This window comes from Roseateles sp., from assembly GCF_047654785.1.
Classification (GTDB): Bacteria; Pseudomonadota; Gammaproteobacteria; order Burkholderiales; family Burkholderiaceae_C; genus Pelomonas.
Genome location: NZ_JASGKQ010000001.1, coordinates 659,486 through 679,065 on the forward strand (window position 1 = coordinate 659,486; position 19,580 = coordinate 679,065).

A 19,580-nucleotide genomic window follows, 5' to 3' on the forward strand; every position below is an offset into this window, starting at 1 on the left:
GGTCATCGTGATCCTGTCGAAACCGCTTGACAGGTCGGGGCATTTTAGCGGGGGGTATCTCCGGGCCCGGCCGATTTACGCGCGGGAAACCCTTCAAATCGTGATCGAAATGGATGGCGGCGCGGCGGGCTGCCGGCGCCGGGGATGCCGGAAGTCACCGGCGGGGCCTGCGCCGGGACCAGACAATAGGCCGATGCGCAGCGGGCGGGTTCACCACAGGCGGGGAGCGGCGGCGTGGACCCGGTGACGGCCGCCGGCGCCGCGCGGCCCGGCCGGTGGCGCCTGAGCCGGGCGCTGCTGGGCTCGCTGCTGATCCATGCGCTGCTGCTGAGCCTGGCGTTCGGCGACGGCACCGGCCTGCCGGGGCTGAACCTGCCCTGGCAGGCCCGCCGCGCCGAGGCGCCCGCGCTGCGCGTGGTGCTGGCGCCGGTGCCTGCACCTGCACCTGCACCTGCACCTGCACTGGCTCCTGCGCGGCCGGCGCCCGCGGGCGCGCCGCCCGGGGCGCCGGCCGCAGCCGCCATGCCCCCGCCGGTGCCACCGCCCGCGGGCGGCCTGGCGGTGCTGGCCCTGGACAAGCCGGCGACGGCGGCCGACTGGGCCATCGCGGCGGCATCGGCCGTGCCGGCCCCGGTGCTGGCCACGCTGCCCGGCGCCTCCGGCCCGGCGCTGGCGCCGTTGGGCCGCGCGGGCGAATCGCTGCGGCCGCCCGAGCGCACCGCGGTGCAGCCGGCGCTGGCCGCGCTGCAGGTGGACGAGGCGCCGGCCGCCGTCGTCGCGGCGCTGCCCGGCGCCTCCAGCCCGGCCGTGGCGGCGCTGCGGCGTGCCGACGGCGACGAGCTGCGTGTGCGCGGCGATGGCCGCCAGCACGCGGCGGACCTGGCCCAGCTGGCGGCCGCCGAGGCGCAGGCGCCGGGCGCTGCCGTCGTCGCCGCATTCCACGGCGCTGCGGGCCCGGCCGTGGCGGCCCTGCAGCGCGCCGGCGGCGACCTGCGCCTGGGCGCCGACCCCGCCGGCCGGGCCGCCGCGCTGGCCGAGATGGAAGCCGCCCGCCAGGACGCGGCGCGGCAGGAGGGCCTCCGCCTGGACGCCGCCCGCGCCGCCGCCGCCCGGCAGGCCGAGGCCCGGGCCGACGCGGAGCGGCTGCGCGAGGCCCGGCTGCGCGCCATCGGCCGGCAGCTGGACGAGGAAGCCGCCCGGCGCGACGCCGAGCGCCAGCGGCCGGACTGGACGCCCGCGCGCCGCGGCCGCCTGTTCGGCCGCACCGACGCCAATGCCGAGCTGGTGCTGTACGCCGAGGCCTGGGCGCGCAAGATCCAGATGAACCAGGGCTTCGAGATGGTGCGCGAGGCGGCCCGGCAGCCGCACGCCGATCCGGTCGTGACCGTCGCGGTGCGCAGCGACGGGTCGGTCGAGTCCATCACCCTGGTGCGCTCCAGCGGCGTGCCGGCCATCGACGAGGCCGTGCGGCGCATCGTGCGCAGCCAGGAAAACTACCCCGCCTTCCCGCCGGCGCTGCGGCGTGACTTCGACGTCGTCGAGATCCGCCGCACCTGGCATTTCGACACCGCCATCCGCATGGACTGAATCCGGGTCGCTCCGCTTGCTGTGACAAACGACAGTACTGTATAAATGAGCAGTTGTTTCACTGCCCAGCGAAGCCCGCCATGCACCACGAGTACCGCCAGAACTACACGCCCAACCGCCCGCTGCCGCGCTGGCTGGAGCGCCTGATCCGCTGGCTGTGAGCCGGCGCCTGCGCTGTAGGACGCAGCCGACGCACGGCTGCGGTGCGCGACGACGGGGCGCCGCCGCCGCGCGGCCGACCATGCCGGCATTCCATCGCCCCAGGAGGCTCCCATGCGTACTTCCCCATCCTCTGCCGTGCCCGCGCTGCGCCGCGCCGGCCTCGTCGCGCTGATCGCCACGGCCGTCTTCGCCGCCGGCTGCGCGTCCATGAGCGAGCGTGAACGCGGCACCGCGCAGGGCGCCGGCATCGGCGCCGTGGCGGGCGCGGTCATCGGCTCGGCCACCGGCGGCAAGGCCGGCAAGAGCGCGGCCATCGGCGGCGCCGTCGGCGCCATTGCCGGCAACCTGTGGTCCAAGCATATGGAAGAGAAGCGCGAGGCGCTGGCCCGCGCCAGCCAGGGCACGGGCGTGGAAGTGGCCCGCACGGAGGACAACCGCCTGAAGCTCAACGTGCCCAGCGACGTGTCGTTCGACACCGGCCGCGCCGACATCAAGCCGCAGATGCGCCCCGTGCTCGACGAGATCGGCCGCAACCTCGACCCCAAGGTGCACGTGACCATCGTCGGCCACACCGACAGCACCGGCAGCGACGCCATCAACGACCCGCTGTCGCGCGAACGCGCCGCAGCGGTGCGCGACTACCTCGGCGCCCGGGGCCTGGCGGCCTCGCGCATGAGCACCGCCGGCCGTGGCTCGCGCGAGCCGGTGGCGGGCAACGACACCGAGGCCGGCCGCGCGGCCAACCGCCGGGTGGAGATCTTCCTGTCCGAGGCGGGTTGAAGAGGCGGCCCGAGGCCGCCCGGTGCGGCCACCAACGGAAAAAGCCAGTTGATCTCTCGATCAACTGGCTTTCGATTCTGGTGCCGGCAAGAGGAGTCGAACCCCCGACCTTCGCATTACGAATGCGCTGCTCTACCAACTGAGCTATGCCGGCCCGCGAGGCAGGCGGCGGGCCTGCGTCGAGCCCGCCATTATAGCCATCATTTCTGCGCGCCTTCTTCGCGGTGGTAGGCGGCGATGCGCTCCACCTCGTTGCGGGAGCCGAGCGCCACGGCCACGCGCTCGTGCAGCTTGGTGGGTTTGAGGTCCATGATGCGCTCGGTGCCGTTCACGGCCGCGCCGCCGGCCTGTTCGATCAGGAAGGCCATCGGGTTGGCCTCGTACAGCAGGCGCAGCTTGCCGGGCTTGTCGGGCTCGCGCTGGTCCCAGGGGTACAGGAAGACGCCGCCGCGCGTCAGGATGCGGTGGACGTCGGCCACCATGCTGGCCACCCAGCGCATGTTGAAGTCCTTGCCCCGGGGGCCGGTGGCGCCGGCCAGGCATTCGTCGATGTAGCGGCGCACCGGCGGCGCCCAGTGGCGCAGGTTGGACATGTTGATCGCGAATTCCTTCGTGTCCTCGGGGATGCGCACCTGGTCCTGCGTCAGCACCCAGGAGCCGGTCTCGCGGTCGAGCGTGAAGACGGCCACGCCGTCGCCCACCGTCAGCACCAGCGTGCTCTGCGGGCCGTAGACGCAGTAGCCGGCCGCGGCCTGCTGGCGGCCGGGCTGCAGGAAGTCGTCGTCGCTGACGCCGCGCGCATGGCCCACCTTGCGCAGCACGCTGAAGATGGTGCCGATGGAGACGTTCACGTCGATGTTGGACGAGCCGTCCAGCGGGTCGAACAGCAGCAGGTATTCGCCCTGCGGGTAGCGGTTGGGCACGACGTAGATGCCGTCCATCTCCTCGCTGGCCATCGCGGCGAGGTGGCCGCCCCACTCGTTGGCCTCGATCAGTACCTCGTTGGCGATGATGTCCAGCTTCTTCTGCACCTCGCCCTGCACGTTCTCGCTGCCGGCGCTGCCGAGCACTTCGCCCAGCGCGCCCTTGTTGACCGAGATGGCGATGCGCTTGCAGGCGCGCGCGACGACCTCGATCAGCAGCCGCAGCTCCTGCGGGATGTGGCCGTGCTCGCGTTGCTGCTCGACAAGGTATTGGGTCAGGGAGATGCGGCGGGTCATCAGTGGTCTCCGGAGGCGAGGGCGCGTTCGACGATCTCGCGGACGTCGGGCGACAGGTCGGGCTTGGCGGCCACGCGGGCGATGGCTTCGCGGGCGGCGCTGCGGTAGGGCGGGGCCAGCACGGCCCAGCGGTCCATCGCGCGGGCGATGCGGCTGGCGAGCTGCGGGTTGATCGCGTCGATGGCGAGCACCTGCTCGGCCCAGAACACGTAGCCGGCGGCATCCGCGCGGTGGAAGGCGGCCGGGTTGAACATGCACAGGCCGGCCAGCAGGCTGCGCGCGCGGTTCGGGTTCTTCAGGCTGAAGTCGGGGTGCTTCAGCAGCGCCTTGGCGCGCGCGAACACGCGGCCGTCGGCCTCGGGCGCGCGGGCCTGCAGCGCGAACCATTTGTCCACGACCAGCGCGTCGTCCTTGAACAGCGCGTGGAAGCGCTCCAGCGCCGGCGCGGCCAGTGCGGCATTGGCGTTCACCAGCGCGGCCAGCGCGCCCAGGCGGTCGGTCATGTTGGCCGCGTCCTTGAAGCGCTGGTAGGCCTTGCCGGGCCACACGGTGTCGCCGGTGGCCTGCGCGTCCAGCACCAGCATGGACAGCGCGAGGTTGGCCAGCGCCCGCCTGCCCGAGGACACCGGGTCGGGCGTGTAGCCGCCGGGCACCTGGTTTGCCTCGAAGGCGGCGGCCCAGTCCTCGCGCAGCGCGCTGGCGAGCTGGGCCTGCGCGGCCATCGCGGCGGCGTGGATGGCCTGCGGGTCCATCACGTCGAGCTGTTCGGCGATGTAGCTCTCGGCCGGCAGCGTCAGCGCCAGCTCCTTGAAGGCCGGGTCCAGGCCGGGGTGGTTGAGCAGGCCGCGCATCGCGTCGATGAAGACGGGGCTCAGCACCAGCGGCTGGCCGGCGCGCAGCGCATGCAGGATGCGGTTCAGCGCCAGGCGCTGGCCGGCTTCCCAGCGGTTGAACGGGTCGCTGTCGTGGCGCATCAGCACCAGCAGCGCGGCGTCGGGCAGGCCGTCGTCCAGCACCACTGGGGCGGAGAAGCCGCGCAGCAGCGAGGGCACGGGCTCGGCGTCGATGTTCTCGAAGACGAAGCGCTGCTCGGCCTGGTCGAGCACCAGCACGGTCTCGGTGTCGCCGGCCGCGTTCAGCGGCAGCGCGGCGCCGTGGCGGTCCAGCAGGCCCAGCGCGACGGGGATGACCTGCGGCAGCTTGTCCACCTGGCCCGGCGTGGCCGGCGTCTGCTGCGTGAAGCGCAGCGTGTAGGTGCGGGCCGCGGCGTCGTGCTCGCCGCGGGCGGTCACGCGCGGCGTGCCGGCCTGCGAGTACCAGCGCTTGAAGGCGTCCAGCCGCGTGGCGAGCGCCGAGCCGGGGTTGGCGTCGGCGATGGCCTGCGCGAAGTCGTCGCAGGTCACGGCCTGGCCGTCGTGGCGCTCGAAGTAGAGCTTGAGCCCGGCCTCGAAGCCGGCGCGGCCGACCAGGGTCTGGTACATGCGCACCACCTCCGAGCCCTTCTCGTAGACGGTGGCGGTGTAGAAGTTGTTGATCTCGCTGTAGCTGTCCGGGCGCACCGGGTGGGCCATCGCGCCGCTGTCCTCGGGGAACTGCAGCGCGCGCAGCTGGCGCACGTCCTGGATGCGGCAGACCGCGCGGGCCGACGGGCTGCCGGCCATGTCCATGCTGAATTCCTGGTCGCGGAAGACGGTCAGGCCCTCCTTCAGCGAGAGCTGGAACCAGTCGCGGCAGGTGACGCGGTTGCCGGTCCAGTTGTGGAAGTACTCGTGCGCGACGATGGACTCGATGCGCGCGAAGTCCGCGTCCGTCGCGGTCGCGGGCGAGGCCAGCAGCGCGCTGGTGTTGAAGATGTTCAGGCCCTTGTTCTCCATCGCGCCCATGTTGAAGTCGGACACGCCGACCACCATGAAGCGCTCCAGGTCCAGCGGCAGGCCGAAGCGGGCCTCGTCCCAGACGATCGACGCGATCAGGCTGTTCAGCGCGTGCTCGGTCTTTTCGAGGTCGCCGCGGCGGACGTAGACCTGCAGCAGGTGGTCCTTGCCGGCGCGGGTGCGCACGCGCTGCTCGCGCGCGACCAGGTCGCCCGCGACCACGGCGAACAGATAGCTGGGCTTGGGGAAGGGGTCGTGCCACTTCGCGAAGTGGCGGCCGTTCTCCAACTCGCCGCTGTCCACCAGGTTGCCGTTGGACAGCAGGATGGGGTAGCGGGCCTGGTCGGCGCGCAGCGTGACCGTGTAGACGGCCATCACGTCCGGGCGGTCCAGGAAATAGGTGATGCGGCGGAAGCCGTCGGCCTCGCACTGCGTGAAGAAGCTGCCGCCCGAGGTGTAGAGGCCCGACAGCGCGGTGTTCTTCTCGGGGCTCAGGGCGTTGCGGATCTCCAGCGCGAAGTCCTCGTCGGGCGGGCTGTCGATGACCAGCTCATGGCCTTCCTGGCGGAAGGACACGCCGGCGCCGTTGACCAGCACGCGCAGCAGGTTCAGCTCCTCGCCGTGCAGGCGCAGCGGGCCGTGCGGCACGGCGCGGTTGCGCTCCAGCTGCATCCTGCTGGTGACGAGGGTCTTGGCCGGGTCGAGGTCGAACGTCAGCTCGACCTGGCGGATCCAGAACGGCGGCGGCTGGTAGTCCAGCCGCTGGATCAGGGGAGCGGTGCCTTCACGCATGAGGGGCTTTCTTGGAAATCGGTGGATTCGTCCGTGGCGGGCTGCTCATCCGGCAGCCGCCGTGGAACCGGTGTTACCGGGCCGCTGACGGCGCCCCCGCGAGGGGGTGGGCCATCACACGCCCTGCTTGAGCGACTCGGTGATGAACGGGTCGAGGTCGCCGTCCAGCACCTTCTGCGTCGCCGAGGTCTCGTAGTTGGTGCGCAGGTCCTTGATGCGGCTCTGGTCCAGCACGTAGGAGCGGATCTGGTGGCCCCAGCCGACGTCGGTCTTGGTGTCCTCCAGCTTCTGCTGCTCTTCCATGCGCTTCTTCATCTCGTGGTCGTACAGCCGCGAGCGCAGGCGGCGCCAGGCGACGTCGCGGTTGCTGTGCTGGCTGCGGCCGTCCTGGCACTGCACGACGATGCCGGTCGGGATGTGCGTCAGCCGCACCGCCGAGTCGGTCTTGTTGATGTGCTGGCCACCGGCGCCCGAGGCGCGGAAGGTGTCGGTGCGCACGTCGGCCGGGTTGATGTCGATCTCGATGCTGTCGTCGACCTCGGGGTAGACGAACAGCGACGCGAACGAGGTGTGGCGGCCGCCGGACGAGTCGAACGGGCTCTTGCGCACCAGGCGGTGCACGCCGGTCTCGGTGCGCAGCAGGCCGAAGGCGTACTCGCCCTCGACCTTGATCGTCGCGCTCTTGATGCCGGCGACGTCGCCGGGCGTTTCGTCTTCCAGCGTCGCCTTGAAGCCCTTGCGCTCGCAGTACTTCAGGTACTGGCGCAGCAGCATGCCGGCCCAGTCGCAGGCCTCGGTGCCGCCGGCGCCGGCCTGGATGTCGATGAAGCAGTTGCTCGGGTCCGCCGGGTTGTTGAACATGCGGCGGAACTCCAGCTCCTCCACCTTGGCGCGCAGCGAGGCCGCGTCCTCCTCGATGGCCAGCATGCCGGCCTCGTCGCCTTCCTCGCGGCTCATCTCGAACAGCTCGGCGTTGTCGGCCAGCGAGGCGCCCAGGTGCTTGAGGGTGTCGACGATGGTTTCGAGCTGGCGCTTTTCCTTGCCCAGCTCCTGGGCGCGCTTGGGGTCGTTCCAGACGTTGGGGTTCTCCAGCGCGGCGTTGACCTCGTTCAGGCGCAGGGCTTTGCGGTCGAAGTCAAAGATACCCCCTTAGCGCGTCGGTGCGCGCTGAGAGGTCGGCCAGGCTGCTGCCGATTTGGTTGATGTGTTCGATGTCCATGTCAGGGCGGGTGCTGCTTGGGAAAACGCGGATTTTCCCTCAAGGAAGGCCGGGCCGCCCATGACCCAGAATGCGCCGATGACGATGCCGCCGATCCCCTACTGGCGCCGCACCCGCCGCCTGACCGCGTGGCTGCTGGCGGCCTGGGCGGTCGTGGCCTTCGCGCCGGTGTACTTCGCGCGCGAGCTGGCCGTGGAGGTGTTCGGCTGGCCGCTGGCGTTCTGGCTCGCGTCGCAGGGGGCGCTGCTGGGCTTCTGTGCCATCGTCATCGTCTACGCCTGGCGCATGCGCCGGCTGGACGAGGCGGCCGCGGCGTCCGCCGTCAGTCCGCCAGAAACGCGCTGATGTGGGCGGCCAGCGCCTCGGGCTGGTCGTGATGCAGCATGTGGCCGGCGTCGGCCAGCACGGCGCGCTGCAGGGCCGGCACCTGGGCCAGCCGGGCCTCGAAGTCCTCGCGCGGGTAGCGCCCGCCCCAGAAGCGCGTCAGCTGCTCGTCGCTGCCCTCCACCCACAGCGTGGGCGCGGCGATGCGCCGCCAGCAGGCCAGCACCTCGGCCTTGCGGTAGAGCATGGGGTTGGTGCGCTTGTGCGCCGGGTCGGCGTTGAGCAGGAAGCCCTCCCGCCCCTCGTCGGCGCCGGGGCGCGCCCACTGGCCGGCCAGCCAGGCGGCCTTGTCGGCGGGCAGGCGCGGGTTGGTCTTCATCAGCCGTGCGGCCACGTCGGCCAGCGTCGCGTAAGGGCGCAGCGTGGGCGGGGCCTTCAGCTCGTCCAGCCACGCGGCCAGGCGCTCGGGCGCGGCGTCGGGCGCCGTGTCCGGCAGGCCGAAGCCTTCGAGATTGACCAGCCGGCGCACGCGCTGCGGGCGGACCCCGGCATAGCTCATGGCCACGTTGCCGCCCATGCTGTGGCCCAGCAGGTCCACCGGCGCGCCGGGGCTGACGGCGTCCAGCAGCGCGTCCAGGTCGCCCAGGTAGTCGGGGAACCAGTAGCAGTCCGCGCCCGTCGTGCCGCTGAGGCCGAAGCCGCGCCAGTCCAGCGCGATCACCTCGCGCCCGGCGGGCAGCGCGTCCACCATGAACTGGAAGGACGCGGCCACGTCCATCCAGCCATGCACCAGCACCAGCGGCGCCTGGCCGGGCACCGGCCGGTCCCAGCGCAGCAGGTGGTGGCGCAGGCCGCGCAGGGTCAGGAACTCGCTGCGGGGCGGGCGGCGTGGGGCGTAGACATCGGGCATATCCGGGACTGTAGGCCACGGCCGCGCCCCGACAATGCCGCCCACCATGCCTGCATCCCGCCCCGCCATCCGCGCCGCCGAGCCGCGCGACCTGAACGCCATCGTCCAACTCATCGGCGAGCTCGCCGAGTTCGAGAACCTCGCCCACCTGCTGGAAGTGACGCCCGACAAGCTCGCGCCGCACCTGTTCGGCGAACGCCCCGCCGTCGAATGCGTGCTCGGCGAGGTGGGCGGCGAGGTGGTCGCCTTCGCGCTGTACTTCACCAACTTCTCCACCTTCCTCGGCAAGCCCGGCCTGTACCTGGAAGACCTGTACGTGCGCCCCGCCCACCGCCGCAGCGGCCTGGGCCGCGCGCTGCTGATCCACCTGGCGCAGACGGCCTGCGAGCGCGGCTACAGCCGCTTCGACTGGACCGTGCTCGACTGGAATGAGGACGCCATCCGCTTCTACGAAGGCCTGGGCGCCGACGTGATGCCCGACTGGCGCCTGTGCCGCCTGGCCGGCGACGCGCTGGAGCGCTACGCCGAGGGCGACCGGCCCAGCAAGTGGTCGCCGTCGGCCTGGCTGGGCCTGTAGCCGCGCGCCCGGCCCCGGGCAATCCATGAGGCCGGCCCCGGTCGGGCTGGCTAGCATTCGCCCCCTTGTCCCAACCAGCGTGGCCCATGGCGGAAGACCGTTACCAGCAACTGCACGCCGCCTTCCGCTGGCAGGTGCCCGGGGACTTCAACCTCGCCGAGGCCTGCTGCGGCCGCTGGGCGCGTGAGACGCCCCGGGCCACGGCGATCCACTTCGACAGCGAGAGCGGCTGCCGCGCCACCTACAGCTATGCGCAGCTGCAGCGCGCGGCCAACCGGCTGTCCAACGCACTGCTGGCGCAGCGCGTGCGCCGCGGCGACCGCGTGGCCGTCGTGCTGCCGCAGCGCTTCGAGACCGCCGTCGCGCACATCGCGCTGCAGCAGGTCGGCGCGGTGGCCATGCCGCTGTCGACGCTGTTCGGCGCCGAGGCGCTGGAATACCGCCTGCGGGACAGCGGCGCGGTGCTGGCCATCGCCGCCTGCGAGGTGCTGCCCGCGCTGCGCGAGGCCCGGGCGCGCTGCCCGGCGCTGCGCAGCGTCATCGCGGTGGGCGAATGCGCGGCGGCCGGCGCCGAACTGCGCTGGGCGGACGTGCTGCAGGCCGAGGCCGCGCGCTTCCAGCGCCTGCCCACCCGGGCCGACGACCCGGCCATCCTCATCTACACCAGCGGCACCACCGGCAACCCCAAGGGCGCGCTGCTGCCGCAGCGGGCGCTGATCGGCAACCTGCCGGGCTTCATCGCCAGCCAGGACTGGTTCGGCTTCGATCCCTTCGACCCGGCGCGGCGCACCGACGCCGTCTTCTGGAGCCCCGCCGACTGGGCCTGGACCGGCGGGCTGATGGACGCGCTGCTGCCGGCGCTGTACTTCGGCCGCCCCATCGTCGCGTGGCAGGGGCGCTTCTCGGCGGCCAAGGCCTTCGAGCTGATGGCCGCCTACGGCGTCACGCACAGCTTTCTGTTCCCGACCGCGCTCAAGGCCATGATGAAGGCGGAGCCGCAGCCGCGGCGCCATGCGCTGAAGCTGCGCGCGCTGATGAGCGCCGGCGAGGCCGTGGGCGACGCCGTGTTCGCCTGGTGCCGCGACGCGCTGGGCGTGCCCGTCAACGAGATGTTCGGCCAGACGGAGATGAACTACGTCATCGGCAACTGCCAGGCGCTCTGGCCGGCCAAGCCGGGCGCCATGGGCCGGGCCTATCCGGGCCACCGCGTCGCCGTCATCGACGACGCGGGCCGCGAGTGCGCGCCGGGCGAGATCGGCGAAGTGGCCGTCCATGCGCGCGACCGCCACGGCCACCCGGACCCGGTGTTCTTCCTCGGCTACTGGGACAACGACGCCGCGACCCGCGCCAAGTTCACCGGTGATCCTGCCGACAGCTGGTGCCGCACCGGCGACCTCGCGCGCATGGAGGCCGGCGGCACGTTCTGGTACGAGGGCCGCGCGGACGACGTGTTCAAGAGCGCCGGCTACCGCATCGGCCCGGGCGAGATCGAGAACTGCCTGCTCAAGCACCCGGCCGTGGCGAACGCCGCCGTCGTGCCCAAGCCCGACGCCGAGCGCGGCGCGCTGGTCAAGGCCTACGTCGTGCTGGCCGACGGCGTCACGGGCGACGCGGCGCTCGTCGAGGCGCTGCAGGCCCACGTGAAGGCGCGGCTGGCGCCCTACGAATACCCCAAGGAAGTCGAGTTCATCGACGCGCTGCCGATGACGACCACCGGCAAGGTGCAGCGCCGCGTGCTGCGGCTGCGCGAGCAGGAGCTCGCGGCCGGCCGGGCTCATTTGCATTTGTAGGGCTTGCCCATCATCCCCGCCGTGCGGGGCGCGACGTTGCCGTTGAACGGGTCCATGTCGGCGATGCGCGAGCGGAACACCTCGACGCAGGTGTCGCCGTGGCGCATGACGGTGCGGTGGTCGCTGGTGCGCTCCTCCGTCCAGGCGCCGGTATTGCCCGCCGCGTCGGCGATGCGGCTTTCCAGCGTGCGGCGTGCGGTGTTGCTGCGCGGGTCGCCGAGCGCCGGGTTGCGTGTGGCGGCGGACGAAGCGGCATGGCCGGGCGGCAGCGTCAGGAGCAGGGTCGTGCGCGGCGGCTCGGTGGCATCGGCAGGGGCCGTCGGCTCTGGGCTCGCCGCCGCCTCGGCGCGGAAGCCGGGCAGCGGCGCTGGCGCGGGCCGGTCTGGTGCGGGCAGATGCGGCGTGGCGATGGCCCGTGGCGCGGGTGCGGGCGCGGGCGCGGGTGGGGACGGGCTGCGCTGCGCCGGCACCAGGCGCACGGTCGTCAGTCGCCGTCCCCCTGGCTCGTCGTGGGGCGGGGGCGGCCGATGCAGCCAGAGCACTGCGAACAGCCCGAGGTGCAGGGCGGTGACCGCGAGGCGCGCAATCCAGCGGCGGTCCACGCTAGAACTTCACGGCCGGGTGGTGGGGCAGCGGCAGCCGCCAGGCCCGGCGGCGGCGCGGCTCAGGCATCTTCGGGCTCCGGGCCCGGCGTCCAGGCGAGCAGGTCGCCCGGCTGGCAGTCCAGCGCCGCGCAGATGCGCGCCAGCGTGTCGAAGCGCACGCCGCGCACCTTGCCGCTCTTCAGCAGCGACAGGTTGGCCTCGGTGATGCCGACCCGCTCGGCCAGCTCGCGCGAGCGCATCTTGCGCCGGGCGAGCATGACGTCGAGCGTGACGACGATGGGCATCTCAGCGGCTCCCTGCGTGTCGGCCTGGGCGTTGCGCGCCGCCCCCCTCGCGGGGCCGGCCGAGGCAGGCCTTGGACGAGGGGGTCATACGAACCCGGCGTTTTCGTCGGCGACGCGCGCCGCCTCGCCCAGCACCTGCGCCAGCGCGAGCAGCAGCAGGCCGAACAGCAGCGCGAGGTAGTGCTCGGCACCCAGGCCGAACCACAGCTGGCGCTCGCCCTCGGGGTTGCCCCAGGTCAGCGCCAGGATGGCCAGCGTGTGCCCCAGCGGCTGCGCGGCGGCCAGCGCGCACAGGCCCAGCCCCAGGCGGCGCAGGTGCGCGGCCGGCCGGCGCGCCAGCAGCTCGCCCTGCGCGAAGCAGCCGAACAGCGACCACATCTGCCACAGCGCGAACAGGCTCACCGACGTGGGCAGCAGCGACGCCGCCAGCCCCCACAGCCGCGAGCCCAGGTCCAGCTGCACCCGGTCGAGCTGCCAGGTGCGCGCCGCCACCTCGCCCACCCACAGCGGCTCGGCCCAGAAGATGAACGGCAGCGTGCCGATCACCACCACGCCCAGCAGGCACAGCGCCCGCACCACCCAGGCCAGGCGGCGGATGCGCGGCAGGCCGGCGGGAGACGGGTCGTCGGGCATGATGGTCTTCGCAAAACGAGAAAAACTTACTGTAAAACAATAAATCATTGCCGCCAATCGGCAAGTTCGCGCGGCCCGAGAATGGCGGCATGAGCAAGAAGACCGCCCATGTCAGCGAAACCCCGGCCACCCAGGCGCTGAAGCGCGCCGGCATCGCCTTCAGCGAGCATGTCTACGACTACGTGGAGCACGGCGGCACGGCCGAGTCGTCCCGGCAGCTGGGCGTGGACGAGCACGCGGTGGTGAAGACGCTGGTGATGCAGGACGAGCGTGCCGAGCCGCTGATCGTGCTGATGCATGGCGACCGCAGCGTCAGCCTGAAGGAGCTGGCGCGGCAGATCCCGTGCAAGAAGGTCGAGCCCTGCAAGCCCGAGGTGGCGCAGCGCCACAGCGGCTACCAGGTGGGCGGCACCTCGCCGTTCGGGGTGCGCAAGGCGATGCCGGTGTTCGTCGAGTCCAGCATCCTGGCGCTGGAGAAGATCTGCATCAACGGCGGGCGGCGCGGCTACCTGGTCGGCATCGCGCCCCGGGTCCTCACCGAGGTGCTGGGCGCCCGCCCGGTGCAGTGCGCCAACGCACAATGACGGGCATGCAAGAGACGCTCCTCCCCCTGCTCGCCGCCGCCGCGGCCTACCTCGTCGGCTCGCTGTCCTTCGCCGTCATCGTCAGCCGGGCGATGGGCCTGTCCGACCCGCGCTCCTACGGCTCCGGCAACCCCGGCGCGACCAATGTGCTGCGCTCCGGCAACAAGGCCGCGGCCCTGCTGACGCTGGTGTTCGACGCGCTCAAGGGCTACCTGCCGGTGCTGGCCGTGCTGCTCTGGGGCGGGCGCTGGGGCCTGGGCGAGGGCACGGCGGCGCTGGTCGGGCTGGCGGCCTTCCTCGGCCACCTGTGGCCGGTGTTCTTCCGCTTCCAGGGCGGCAAGGGCGTGGCCACGGCGGCCGGCGTCATCTTCGGGCTGAACCCGCTGCTGGGCGTGGCGACGCTGGCGACCTGGCTCCTCATCGCCGGGTTCAGCCGCTACTCGTCGCTGGCCGCCATCGTGTCGGCCGCGTTCGCGCCGATGTATCAGTTGCTCATTTGGGAAGCCGGCCCCACCGCGCTGGCCCTCATCATCATGGGCCTGCTGCTGGTGTGGCGCCACCAGGCCAACATCAGGAAGCTGCTGGCCGGCACCGAAAGCCGGCTGGGCCAGAAGGCGCCGGCCGCAGCCCCACCCGCCAAACCCACCAGGAACCGCAAGAAACCATGAGCAAGCAACCCATCGAACGCTTCGACGTCGGCGCCCGCCTGTCCGAGATGGCCGTGTACGGCGGCGTGGCCTACCTGGCCGGCCAGGTACCGGAAGACGCCAGTGCCGACATCGCCGGCCAGACCGCCCAGGTGCTGGCCGCCATCGACAAGCTGCTGGCGCGCGCCGGCACCGACAAGTCGCGCATCCTGCGCGCGCAGATCTACCTGGCCGACCGCGCCGACTTCCCCGGCATGAACGCCGCCTGGGATGCCTGGGTCGCCGCCGGCCACGCACCGCCGCGCGCCACCGTCATCGCCGGCCTGGCGCGGCCGGAGTGGAAGGTGGAGATCGTCGTCACCGCGGCGGTCTGACCCCGGCCCTTTCTTGATCCGCGACAAGCCGCCCGCCGCGCGGGGGCGCTAGGCTGGCCGGCTCACCACACCAGGGGGCTGGCCGCATGTCCATCGAACTCTTCCGCCAGGGGCGGCACGTCTGCGTCATGTTCTGCCACCTCGGCGAGGAGGGCGGCGACGCGGTGCAGGCCAACCAGTTCCTGCTCGTCAACGGCGACACCGGCGCCATCCTCGACCCGGGCGGCAACATCGCCTACAACGAGCTGTACCTGGGCATGTCGGCCTTCTTCCGGCCGCACAAGCTGGCCGCCATCCTGGCCTCGCACGCCGACCCGGACATCATCGCGTCGCTGGACCGCTGGATGACGTCCACCGAGGCACCGGTCTACATCTCGCGCGTCTGGGAGCGCTTCGCGCCGCATTTCTGCAAGCCGGGCAAGACGGCGGGCCGCATCGTCGGCCTGCCCGACGCCGGCCAGCGCCTGCAGTTGGGCAGCGGCGACGACCGCTTCGAGCTGTGGGCGCTGCCGGCGCACTTCCTGCACGCCGAGGGCAATTTCCAGTTCTACGACCCGGTCAGCCGCATCCTCTTCTCCGGCGACCTCGGCGCCTCGCTCGGCGCGGAGCTCGACCCGGGGCGGCCGGTCAGCTCGCTGGCCGCGCACATCCCGCGCATGGAGGGCTTCCACCGCCGCTACATGGTCAGCAACAAGGTGCTGCGGCTGTGGGCCGCGATGGCCCGCCAGCTCGACATCCGGATGATCGCCCCCCAGCACGGCGCGCCGATGGTGGGCGCGGCGATCGGCGAGTTCATCGCCTGGGTCGAAGGGCTGGAGTGCGGCATCGACCTGTTCGGGCCGGCGAACTACCGCGTGCCGGGCTGAGGCCCGGTCACGGCCGCGGTCTTCGCCGGCAGCTTGAAATCCGCCGGCAGCAGCGTGACCACGCGGGCCAGCTGCAGCGGCGGGACGCCGTCGGCGCCGCCGATGCGCTGCTCGATACGCTCCCCGGAGGCCGGCGCGTCCCGACCAGGGCCGGGCTGCTGCCGGCCGGCAGCCGCTCGCCCCAGCGGCCCAGGCGCCATTGCCTGAGGGCCTGCACCGCCACGGCCAGCGCCGCGCCAGCCAGCCACAGCGCCAGCCAGGCCGTGGCCAGGCCGGGCCGCCGGTGGCGGCCTGCAGCGCCACGCGCAGCGGCTCCCGGGCCGGCCGCGGCAGCGCGGGCGTCAGCAGCAGGGCCGGCACCAGCCACCAGGCCGCGTAGGCGGCACCGGCGCCGAGCCGCTTCAGCAGCAGGGGCCGCAGGCCCCACAGCAGCGCGGCGCCCAGGCTCAGCAGCAGCGCCCGGCGCAGCAGCAGGGGCCGCAGCGCGTCAGCCATGGTCCTGCGCCTTCAGCAGCGCCTTCAGCGCCGCGACGTCCTCGGGCTTGAGCCGGCGCGCCGACGCGAACTGCGCCACCAGCGGCGCGAGGCGGCCGCCGAACAGCCGGTCGATCAGCGACAGGCCCTCGCCCGCCGCCCAGGCCTCGCGCGGGAAGGCCGGCGTGTAGAGGAAGCGCCGGCCGTCGCGCTCGGCCGTCAGCGCGCCTTTTTGCAGCAGGCGGTTCAGCAGCGTCTTCACGGTGGCGGGCTGCCAGCCCTGCTGCGGGCCGAGCGCGGCGGCGATCTCGTCGGCGGCCTGCGGCGCGTGCTGCCAGAGCTGCTGCATGACCCGGGCCTCGGCCTCGCTGATCGTCGGTGGGGTGCTGGGGGACGGGGTCATGATTACGCTTGTAAACGATGCGAGTGATTACGGGTGTAAACGAATCCGTCAAGCGCGGGTTTTCACACCGCTGCCACACGGCGCTGCCAAGCTCGGCGCCGACAGGCCGCCTTCCGCGGCCCGGAGCCCTCCGTGAACGCCTACGACGATGACCTGGTGAAGCGCATCCACCGCGACCTGCGCGACGATTTCGACGAAGAACTGGAGCTGGAGCTCGACGACCGCAACCATGGCGCCGGGCCCGGCGTGCCGGTGGCCGAGCCGGCCGGCGAGCGGCAGCGCTATTTCCGCGAGCTGTTCCGCCTGCAGAGCGAGCTGGTGAAGTTGCAGGACTGGGTGCAGCACACCGGCCACAAGGTGGTCATCCTGTTCGAGGGCCGCGACGCGGCGGGCAAGGGCGGCGTCATCAAGCGCATCACGCAGCGGCTGAACCCGCGCGTGTGCCGGGTGGCCGCGCTGCCGGCGCCCAACGACCGCGAGCGCACGCAGTGGTATTTCCAGCGCTACGTGTCGCACCTGCCGGCGGCCGGCGAGATCGTGCTGTTCGATCGCAGCTGGTACAACCGCGCCGGCGTCGAGCGCGTGATGGGCTTCTGCACCGACGAGCAGTACGAGGAGTTCTTCCGCACCGCGCCCGAGTTCGAGCGCATGTTGCTGCGCTCGGGCATCCAGCTGATCAAGTACTGGTTCTCGATCAGCGACGACGAGCAGCGCATCCGCTTCCTGGGCCGCATCCACGATCCGCTGAAGCAGTGGAAGCTCAGCCCCATGGACCTGGAATCGCGCCGCCGCTGGGAGGAGTACACCAAGGCCAAGGAGGTGATGCTGGAGCGCACCCACATCCCGGAGTCGCCATGGTGGGTGGTCAAGGCCGACGACAAGAAGCGCGCGCGGCTGAACTGCATCAGCCACCTGCTCTCGCAGATGCCTTACCAGGAGGTGCCGCACGCCGACATCGTGCTGCCGGTGCGCGAGCGCCACGAGGACTACATCCGCCACCCGGTGCCGGACGAGCTCTTCGTGCCCGAGGTCTACTGAGTCGTCGCGCCTTGCCAGCGGCCCGCCTCGCCAGCCCCTCGGGCATGCCCAACTGCCGGATTCAGGCTGAGCAGGCCCTAGGATGGCGGCATGAAATCGCCGCCACTCTCGCTGCTGGCCGTCATCGGCGTCGCGGCGCTGGCCTCGTGGGGCTGGCGCGGCCATGTCGCGTCGCGGGACGCCGCGCAGCTCGCCCGGCACGCGCAGCCGGGCGACATCCGCATGATCTCGTCCGAGACCTGCGGCTGGTGCACCGCCGCGCGGCGCTGGATGGCGGACGAGGGCATCCCCTTCCGCGAGTGCTTCATCGAGCGCGATGCGCAATGCCGGGCGGACTACGAGGCGCTGGGCGCCGTCGGCACGCCCACGCTGGTGGTGCGCGGCCAGCGCGTCATCGGCTTCGACCGGGCGCGCCTGCTGGACATCCTGAAATAGGCCGGGCCGAGTCGCCAGCGCGGGCTCGGCTGCGCTGGCGACTCGGCTCGGCGGCGGTGGGGTGGGACGAGGGCCTGGCGATCGGCATGGGCCGGGCGCCCGGTTCAGGCGCGCTGGCCCGGTGCGGCCTTGGCGGCGGCCAGCGTGGCGTTGCGCAGCAGCGTGGCTTCGCTGTAGCCGTTGACGATGACGCGCGGCAGCTGCGCGAGCTCGCGGCTGGCCTTGCCGGTGATGACGACGCGCTCCAGCTTGACGACGTCCCGCGGGGCGGCGGCCGGCGCGGCGACGGCGGACAGGGCGAGGGCGGCGGCGAAGAAGGCGGTGCGTTGGCTCATGATGGACTCCGTTCCGGTGAGTTTCGAACCGCATGATTGCGGGTTCGATGGCCTCAGTGTCGGCAATGGGCGCGCATGCCGCCACGGGCCTGCGATCAAGCGCGGGCCACGCTGGATGAACTGCGACAACGCGGGATGGGCGGCGCGCTAGCCGAGCTGCAGCCCCAGCCGCGCCACGTCGCCCCGCCCCTGGCGCACCAGCACCGGCTCGTCGCCCTGGCTCAGGTCCAGCACCGTGGTCGGCTGGGCCGGGCAGGCGCCGGCGTCCAGCACGAACTGCAGCTGGCGGTCCAGCCGCTCGCTGACCTCGGCGGCGTCGTTCAGCGCCTCGCTGTCGCCGGGCGGGATCAGCGTGGTGGACAGCAGCGGCTCGCCGAACAGCGCCAGCAGCTCCTGCGTGGTGCGGTGGTCCGGCACGCGCAGGCCGATGGTGCGGCGGCTCGGGTGCGAGAGGCGGCGCGGCACTTCCTTGGTGGCCGGCAGGATGAAGGTGTAGGCGCCGGGCGTGGCGAGCTTGAGCAGCCGGTACTGGCGGTTGTCCACCATCGCGTAGGCGGCGAGCTCGGACAGGTCGCGGCACAGCAGCGTCAGGTGGTGCTTGTCGTCCACGCCGCGCACGCGCCGCAGCGCCTCGGCGGCGGCCTTGTCGTCCAGCCGGCAGACGAGGGCGTAGCTGGAGTCCGTCGGGATCGCGCCGAGGCCGCCGGCCTGCAGCATCTGCGCGCACTGGCGCAGGAAGCGCGGCTGCGGGTTGTCGGGGTGGACTTCGAAGAGCTGGGCCATCGTCGGGGCGCCGTCTCAGGCGTGGTGGATGCGGTGGGCGAGTTCGGCCCACACCGGCGTCAGCCCGGCCGCCAGCGGCGGCAGCGCGCCGAGGTCGATGCGGCTTTCGTCGGGGGAGTGGAAGTCGGACCCGCGCGAGGCGAGCAGGCCGAACTCCCGCGCGGTGTCGGCGTACTGCACGAACTCGGCCGGCGTGTGGCTGCCGGTGACGACCTCGATGCCGCGGCCGCCGTGGGCCATGAACTCGGTGATGAGGGCGTATTCCTCGGTCGGCGTGAAGCCGTAGCGGCCCGGGTGGGCGATGACGGCGATGCCGCCGGCCCGCGTGACCCAGCCCACCGCGTCGCGCAGCGCCGCCCAGCGGTGCGGCACGAAGCCGGGGCGGCCCTCGGTCAGGAAGCGGCGGAACACCTCGGGGATGTCGTGGCAGTGGCCGGCGTCCACCAGGAAGCGCGCGAAATGCGTGCGCGAGATCAGGTCGGGGTTGCCGACGTAGTTCAGCGCGCCCTCGTAGGCGCCGGGGATGCCCGCGGCGGCCAGCCCGGCGGCCATCTCGCGGGCGCGGGCGCCGCGGCCGCCGCGCGTGGCGCGCAGGCCCTCGGCCAGCTCGGCGGCTTCGTGGTCGAAGCCCAGGCCGACGATGTGCACGACGCGGCCGGCGAAGGTGACCGAGATCTCGGTGCCGGTCAGGTAGGGCAGGCCGAGCGCGCGGGCGGCGTCCAGGGCGCGCTGCTGGCCGGCGATCTCGTCGTGGTCGGTCAGCGCCCAGAGCCGCACGCCGGCGGCCCGGGCGCGGGCGGCCAGGGCTTCGGGCGTCAGCGTGCCGTCGGAGACGACCGAATGGCAGTGCAGGTCGGCGTTGAGCGTGGCGTCGAGGTTCACGC

23 protein-coding genes and 1 tRNA gene are annotated in these 19,580 nt (G+C 72.6%); 12 read left to right on the forward strand and 12 right to left on the reverse strand.

Annotation, left to right across the window (positions count from 1 at the left end; genetic code table 11):
- Nucleotides 1–234: 234 nt before the first annotated feature.
- Entirely contained in the window at nucleotides 235–1,587 is a 1,353-nt protein-coding gene (locus QM788_RS03040) for a TonB family protein (RefSeq protein WP_415659985.1), read from the forward strand.
- 273 nt (nucleotides 1,588–1,860) lie between these two features.
- Nucleotides 1,861–2,529 carry an OmpA family protein gene (locus QM788_RS03045; RefSeq protein ID WP_415659986.1) on the forward strand — a complete coding sequence of 223 codons (669 nt, stop codon included), beginning with the start codon at nucleotides 1,861–1,863 and terminating at the stop codon, nucleotides 2,527–2,529.
- A 78-nt stretch (nucleotides 2,530–2,607) separates the two neighbouring features.
- Here QM788_RS03045 and QM788_RS03050 read toward each other — a convergent pair.
- The 4 genes from QM788_RS03050 to prfB all read right to left on the reverse strand — a co-directional run bounded on the left by QM788_RS03050 (nucleotide 2,608) and on the right by prfB (nucleotide 7,634).
- Nucleotides 2,608–2,683 (reverse strand) — tRNA-Thr (locus QM788_RS03050).
- A 46-nt stretch (nucleotides 2,684–2,729) separates the two neighbouring features.
- A complete protein-coding gene (locus tag QM788_RS03055; RefSeq protein ID WP_415659987.1) occupies nucleotides 2,730–3,749 on the reverse strand; it encodes a class 1 fructose-bisphosphatase in 1,020 nt (339 codons plus the stop codon).
- Nucleotides 3,749–6,415, reverse strand: coding sequence for an aminopeptidase N (pepN, locus tag QM788_RS03060; RefSeq protein WP_415659988.1), 2,667 nt, complete (start codon nucleotides 6,413–6,415; stop codon nucleotides 3,749–3,751). Before pepN ends, QM788_RS03055 begins: the two co-directional genes overlap by 1 nt.
- A gap of 114 nt (nucleotides 6,416–6,529) precedes the next feature.
- Nucleotides 6,530–7,634 (reverse strand): peptide chain release factor 2 gene (prfB, locus tag QM788_RS03065; protein WP_415659989.1). Its coding sequence is split into 2 segments (ribosomal slippage): nucleotides 6,530–7,552 and nucleotides 7,554–7,634, totalling 1,104 coding nucleotides; the frame shifts between segments, so codons are not numbered across the junction.
- 78 nt (nucleotides 7,635–7,712) lie between these two features.
- Here prfB and QM788_RS03070 point away from each other — a divergent pair.
- The gene (locus tag QM788_RS03070) at nucleotides 7,713–7,979 is read left to right on the forward strand and encodes a DUF4212 domain-containing protein (protein ID WP_415659990.1); all 267 of its coding nucleotides are present in this window, start codon (nucleotides 7,713–7,715) and stop codon (nucleotides 7,977–7,979) included.
- Here QM788_RS03070 and QM788_RS03075 read toward each other — a convergent pair.
- Nucleotides 7,957–8,868 (reverse strand): alpha/beta fold hydrolase, encoded by a 912-nt coding sequence (locus QM788_RS03075; protein ID WP_415659991.1) that lies wholly within the window; start codon nucleotides 8,866–8,868, stop codon nucleotides 7,957–7,959. The two genes, QM788_RS03070 and QM788_RS03075, sit on opposite strands and share 23 nt — an antisense overlap.
- A 46-nt stretch (nucleotides 8,869–8,914) precedes the next feature.
- Here QM788_RS03075 and QM788_RS03080 point away from each other — a divergent pair, with 46 nt between their 5' ends.
- A complete protein-coding gene (locus QM788_RS03080) occupies nucleotides 8,915–9,445 on the forward strand; it encodes a GNAT family N-acetyltransferase (protein WP_415659992.1) in 531 nt (176 codons plus the stop codon).
- 86 nt (nucleotides 9,446–9,531) lie between these two features.
- Complete coding sequence (locus QM788_RS03085) at nucleotides 9,532–11,235, forward strand: acyl-CoA synthetase (RefSeq protein ID WP_415659993.1); 1,704 nt, start codon at nucleotides 9,532–9,534, stop codon at nucleotides 11,233–11,235.
- Here QM788_RS03085 and QM788_RS03090 read toward each other — a convergent pair.
- From QM788_RS03090 to QM788_RS03100, 3 genes are all read right to left on the reverse strand, one after another.
- Nucleotides 11,220–11,837, reverse strand: a complete 618-nt coding sequence (locus tag QM788_RS03090; protein ID WP_415659994.1) for a hypothetical protein — start codon at nucleotides 11,835–11,837, stop codon at nucleotides 11,220–11,222. The two genes, QM788_RS03085 and QM788_RS03090, sit on opposite strands and share 16 nt — an antisense overlap.
- A 62-nt stretch (nucleotides 11,838–11,899) precedes the next feature.
- Nucleotides 11,900–12,124, reverse strand: coding sequence for a helix-turn-helix domain-containing protein (locus QM788_RS03095; protein ID WP_415659995.1), 225 nt, complete (start codon nucleotides 12,122–12,124; stop codon nucleotides 11,900–11,902).
- Between the two features lie 84 nt (nucleotides 12,125–12,208).
- A complete protein-coding gene (locus QM788_RS03100) occupies nucleotides 12,209–12,757 on the reverse strand; it encodes a DUF2975 domain-containing protein (RefSeq protein WP_415659996.1) in 549 nt (182 codons plus the stop codon).
- Nucleotides 12,758–12,846: 89 nt separating this feature from the next.
- Here QM788_RS03100 and ybaK point away from each other — a divergent pair, with 89 nt between their 5' ends.
- The 5 genes from ybaK (at nucleotide 12,847) to QM788_RS03125 (ending at nucleotide 15,607) form a co-directional block, all read left to right on the forward strand.
- A complete protein-coding gene (ybaK, locus tag QM788_RS03105; RefSeq protein ID WP_415659997.1) occupies nucleotides 12,847–13,341 on the forward strand; it encodes a Cys-tRNA(Pro) deacylase in 495 nt (164 codons plus the stop codon).
- On the forward strand, nucleotides 13,338–14,009 hold the full coding sequence (plsY, locus tag QM788_RS03110) for a glycerol-3-phosphate 1-O-acyltransferase PlsY (RefSeq protein ID WP_415659998.1): 672 nt from the start codon (nucleotides 13,338–13,340) through the stop codon (nucleotides 14,007–14,009). The genes ybaK and plsY overlap by 4 nt, the downstream gene beginning before the upstream one ends.
- Nucleotides 14,006–14,362, forward strand: coding sequence for a RidA family protein (locus QM788_RS03115; RefSeq protein ID WP_415659999.1), 357 nt, complete (start codon nucleotides 14,006–14,008; stop codon nucleotides 14,360–14,362). The genes plsY and QM788_RS03115 overlap by 4 nt, the downstream gene beginning before the upstream one ends.
- Before the next feature lie 86 nt (nucleotides 14,363–14,448).
- A complete protein-coding gene (locus QM788_RS03120; RefSeq protein WP_415660000.1) occupies nucleotides 14,449–15,228 on the forward strand; it encodes an MBL fold metallo-hydrolase in 780 nt (259 codons plus the stop codon).
- 199 nt (nucleotides 15,229–15,427) lie between these two features.
- Complete coding sequence (locus tag QM788_RS03125) at nucleotides 15,428–15,607, forward strand: hypothetical protein (protein ID WP_415660001.1); 180 nt, start codon at nucleotides 15,428–15,430, stop codon at nucleotides 15,605–15,607.
- Nucleotides 15,608–15,715: 108 nt separating this feature from the next.
- Here QM788_RS03125 and QM788_RS03130 read toward each other — a convergent pair whose 3' ends face one another.
- A complete protein-coding gene (locus QM788_RS03130) occupies nucleotides 15,716–16,105 on the reverse strand; it encodes a BlaI/MecI/CopY family transcriptional regulator (RefSeq protein ID WP_415660002.1) in 390 nt (129 codons plus the stop codon).
- A 132-nt stretch (nucleotides 16,106–16,237) separates the two neighbouring features.
- Between QM788_RS03130 and ppk2 the strand changes: the two genes are divergently transcribed.
- Both ppk2 and QM788_RS03140 read left to right on the forward strand, forming a co-directional pair.
- A complete protein-coding gene (ppk2, locus tag QM788_RS03135) occupies nucleotides 16,238–17,143 on the forward strand; it encodes a polyphosphate kinase 2 (RefSeq protein ID WP_415660003.1) in 906 nt (301 codons plus the stop codon).
- 90 nt (nucleotides 17,144–17,233) lie between these two features.
- Nucleotides 17,234–17,578 (forward strand): glutaredoxin family protein, encoded by a 345-nt coding sequence (locus QM788_RS03140; protein WP_415660004.1) that lies wholly within the window; start codon nucleotides 17,234–17,236, stop codon nucleotides 17,576–17,578.
- A gap of 104 nt (nucleotides 17,579–17,682) precedes the next feature.
- Here the strand turns inward: QM788_RS03140 and QM788_RS03145 are convergent, their stop codons facing one another.
- The 3 genes from QM788_RS03145 to QM788_RS03155 all read right to left on the reverse strand — a co-directional run bounded on the left by QM788_RS03145 (nucleotide 17,683) and on the right by QM788_RS03155 (nucleotide 19,578).
- Nucleotides 17,683–17,913, reverse strand: a complete 231-nt coding sequence (locus QM788_RS03145) for a hypothetical protein (protein WP_415660005.1) — start codon at nucleotides 17,911–17,913, stop codon at nucleotides 17,683–17,685.
- 147 nt (nucleotides 17,914–18,060) lie between these two features.
- Nucleotides 18,061–18,696, reverse strand: a complete 636-nt coding sequence (locus QM788_RS03150; RefSeq protein ID WP_415660006.1) for an L-threonylcarbamoyladenylate synthase — start codon at nucleotides 18,694–18,696, stop codon at nucleotides 18,061–18,063.
- A gap of 15 nt (nucleotides 18,697–18,711) precedes the next feature.
- A complete protein-coding gene (locus QM788_RS03155; protein WP_415660007.1) occupies nucleotides 18,712–19,578 on the reverse strand; it encodes a 3',5'-nucleoside bisphosphate phosphatase in 867 nt (288 codons plus the stop codon).
- Between the last annotated feature and the right edge of the window lie 2 nt (nucleotides 19,579–19,580).